Genomic DNA, 3,940 nt, shown 5'->3' with positions numbered 1-3,940 from the left:
ACCCAGACATCCGCCGAGGACCTAAATGCGGCGGTCATCTCATCTCTTACCGGCGAGCACGAATAGCAGACGATCTCAAACCTGGCGTGATCATGATGGCGCAGCACCGGCAACAGAGCGAACGCCGCCGAGTGATGCCAAAACTCGGCAGCAACATAGCCGACCGCGATCCGCCTGTCGGGATCAAGCTGCCGGGGGGCAAGAGTCCTTCGCGGCAACTTCGAGCCGATCGCGTCCCACCACTAGTTTCGTGCGGCCTGCTGAACCGCGAAATCGGCCTCGGAGAGATAGTCGAGGAAGAAGATCTTCCGGCCGATCAAGGATGCATCCGGCACAATGGCCAGCGCCGCATCGAGAAGCTCGATCGCCGATGCGATCTCTCCCTGATTTGCAAAACAAGCGCTCAGCAGCGCCATCGCGATCGCTGAGCGTGGATATTCCTCCAGCAACATGGTGCAGGCTAAAATCGCTTGCGCCGTGTTTCCCATGGCGAGCGCGACTTGTGCCTTCCCCTGCAAGCCACCTCGAGCTTGGGCGCAAGCGCAAGGGCCGCGTCGAAATCCGCCGCCGCCTGTTCCAACCTCGACGTCTCAAGATTGAGCCGTCCACGGTTCGCCAGGATTTTCGCCGAGCCTGGCCTGATCGCGAGCGCCGCCTCCAGCGCGCCTTTGGCCTCGTCGAAGTTTTTGAGCTCGATATTGACCAAACCTTTGCCGACGAGCGCCTCGACGTTTCGCGGCTGAAACAACAGTGCGCGCTCGAAGCTCTGTTTGGCGCGATCAAGCTGGCGCAGCGCGACCTCTGCCAGGCCGCGATTGCAAAGCGCATCGGCATGATCGGGCTTCAGCCCGATCGCGCGATCGTACAGTTCGATAGCCTGCTCGACGCGGTTTAGATGCAACAAGGTATTGCCGAGATTGGCCAAGGCCATCGGGAAGCTGGGCTTCAACGCGATGGCTCTCTCCAGGGACGTACGCGCGTCCTCATATTCCCCAAGTGCGAAATGCGTGGCTCCCAAATCGGAAAAAGCCTGTGCCGAGCGTGGGTCGACCGTCACGGCATATTTGAGGGCCTGTTTCGCTGCCTCGAAGTGTCGGCTCGCGAACGCGCCCAAGCCAAGCAGGTGCAAGGCGCCGAAATGCTCCGGAAGTTCATTCAGGATCTGGCGGCAGAGCGCCTCGGTCTCCGCATACCGGCCCTGGCCATAGGCCGCATTCGCGGTCGAAATGATCGCGTCCGCCTGCTTCTTCAATTTCTTCTGCAATCGCGCGTTCTGGAACGCGCGCGCGCCGGCGCCGCTGCTCTGCAAGGATTCTCTCCGGAGGATGCCCGAGACGATTCTAGCTGATTCGCGGCCAGAGCCGCCGGTTTAGGCGGCCCGGCAATCCCCCGGAAGATGCCGGTGCCCAACCCGGGCCTCGCCTACGCAACGTCAGCGTTATCCGCGGCGGCGGCACAATAGTCGCGCCAGAACTTTCGGTAACCCGCCTCGAGCTCCCGCGTGTAGGTCTCGACATTGCCGGCGGGCGAAGCCGCGATCCGGGCCGGCAATTCCGTGCGCAATTTCGCCAGATAATCGGGCTGTGACGCAAACCTGCGAGCAATCTCGACATAGCCATTGTCATCTTCGGCCACCCAGTCGCCGAGGCCGACGGCAGTCACGATAGAGGCGCCGGCACGCGAGGAGGCCCCGATGCCGAGCTTGGCCACGACGGGAACGCCCTTGTAGAGAGATTCCCAGGTGCTGATGCCGCCATTTTGCGGGAACGTGTCGAGGGACATATCGACCTGGGCGAAAGCCGCCAGATGGTCGTCGCGCGAGGTGGTGCCGAGGCAGGTGATGTTCTCCTCGACAACGCCCTGCGCGAGGAAACGCGCGACCAGACTATCGCGCAGCAGGGGATCGTCGAGCAGACCATGCTTGAGGACCATCTTCGATCCCGGCAACTCCCGCATGATGCGCGACCACACACGGATCGCATCATCCGATATTTTGTAGATGCGGTTGAACACGCCAAAGGTGACGTAGCCGTTGCGGAGCATCGGCAGCTCCGAAGGCGCCAGATCCGAGACAGGCTCCATGGTGATCAGACACGGCAGATCGTAGATTTTCTCGGCAAACAGATGCCGAACCGACGGCGGAATGAAAATGGGATCCGCGAGCACGTAGTCCATAATCGGCATGCCTGTGCCCGTCGCGTGTCCGAAGCCAGTGGCCTGGATCGGGGCCGGCTTACGCGCAAAACACTGCAGCCTGTTACCGGTCGTGTGGCCCGAAACGTCGATCAGGATGTCGACATTGTCGGCCTGGATACGATCGGCGAGTTCGTCGTCCGAAAGCCCCCAGGCATCGACCCAGACGTCGGCCAATGATTTGAACATGGCGGTGTACTCGTCCGCGCCCGGCCATGAGTAGTAGCAGATGATTTCAAATTTAGTGTGATCATGATGGCGCAGCACTGGCAGCAGCGTGAGCCCCGCGGAGTGCTGCCGGAATTCGGCAGCGACATAGCCGACCACGATCCGCTTTTCCGGGTCCAGCGGCCGCTTCGGCAACTCCCTTCGCGGCTGCTTGGAGCCGATCTGGTCCCACCAGGATTTTCGCACCGCCTGCTGGACCACGAAATCGGCCTCGGCGCGGTAGTCCTCCAGGAAGATCTTTCCTCTGATCGCATCCCCATAGTCCGGCCGGACTGCCAGCGCGCGATCGAGATACTCGATCGCTGCGTCCATGTCCCCCTGGTTCGAATAAGAGAAGCCCATCAGCGCCAGCCCCACCTCGGAGCGCGGATTTTGCTCGATCAGGGCCGTTGCGGCTGCCATCGCCTGCGCGGTCTTTCCCATGACGAGGCAGGCCTGGGCCTTGCCGCGTAGCGCCAGCTCGAGCTTGGGCGAGATCGCAAGCGCCGCCTCGAAATCCGCAAGCGCGGGCTCCAGGCGCTGCAACTCGTAACTGAGCCGCCCGCGTTGGGCCACGATCCTCGGCGAGCCGGGCTTGATCGCCAGCGCCATGGCAAATTTGGCGGCCGCCTCGTCGTGGTGCCGCAGCTCCATGCTGACCATGCCGCTGCCGACGATAGCCTCGGCGTGACGGGGCTGAAACAGCAGGGCGCGGTCGAAGCTTTCCTTGGCGCGCATGATCTGTCCAAGCACAATCTCGACCATACCGCGATTGCAGAACGCGTCGGCATAATCCGGCTTGATCTTGATGGCGCGCTCATGCAGCTCGAGCGCCTGTTCGTACTGCCCCAGATGCATCAGCGTGTTGCCGAGGTTGGTCAGCGCGACCGCAAAATTCGGCTTTAGCGCGATGGCCCTCTCCTGGCACCGCCGCGCCTCCTCGTAATTGCCGAGATCGAAATGCACGGTCGCGAGGTTGTTATGGGCATCGTGCAGGCGCGGATCGAGCACAATCACGCGCTTGAGCAGCTGTTGCGCCTCCTCCAGGCGCCGGCCGTCATGCGCGCACATGCCGAGCAGGTGCAGAGCGTCGACATGATCGGGCAGCGCTTTAAGGATCTCCCGGCAGAGTGCTTCAGTCTCAGCATATCGGCCCTGGCCATAGGCGGTAGCCGCGGCGGAGAGGACGGCGTCCGCCTGCTTCATCAATTTCTTCTGCAATTGCGCGTTCTGGAATGCGCGCGCGCCGCCGCTGCTCTGCAAGGTGTCTCTCCGGAAGATGGCCCGGGGCAGAGTCTAACTGATTCGCAAGCCCGACCTGCCGGTCAGCTGGCACGGTGACACCCCCGGGATTTCCCGGGGCTCAGCGGCCCGGCGCTGCCGGTCCCCTACGCAACCTCGCTGCCTTCGACAGCCGCGGCACAATAGTCGCGCCAGAACTGGCGATAGCCCGCTTCGACCTTGCGCGTGTAGATTTCGACATTGCCGGCGGGAGACGCTGCGATCCGGGCCGGCAAGTCGCTGCGCAACCTCGCCAGAT

1 protein-coding gene and 1 pseudogene are annotated in these 3,940 nt (G+C 62.6%); both read right to left on the bottom strand.

Annotated features, from left to right (window positions below; all coding sequences use genetic code 11):
- Nucleotides 1–1,309, bottom strand: a pseudogene (locus AC0L3B_RS37905) (tetratricopeptide repeat protein); the annotation flags it as partial.
- Nucleotides 1,310–1,422: 113 nt separating this feature from the next.
- The gene (locus AC0L3B_RS37900; protein WP_473382626.1) at nucleotides 1,423–3,663 is read right to left on the bottom strand and encodes an O-linked N-acetylglucosamine transferase, SPINDLY family protein; all 2,241 of its coding nucleotides are present in this window, start codon (nucleotides 3,661–3,663) and stop codon (nucleotides 1,423–1,425) included.
- Between the last annotated feature and the right edge of the window lie 277 nt (nucleotides 3,664–3,940).

This window comes from Bradyrhizobium sp. Kon56 (genome assembly GCF_055807635.1).
The sequence above is the reverse complement of the archived record's forward strand: the minus strand, read 5'-3'. Positions and strand labels throughout refer to the sequence as shown.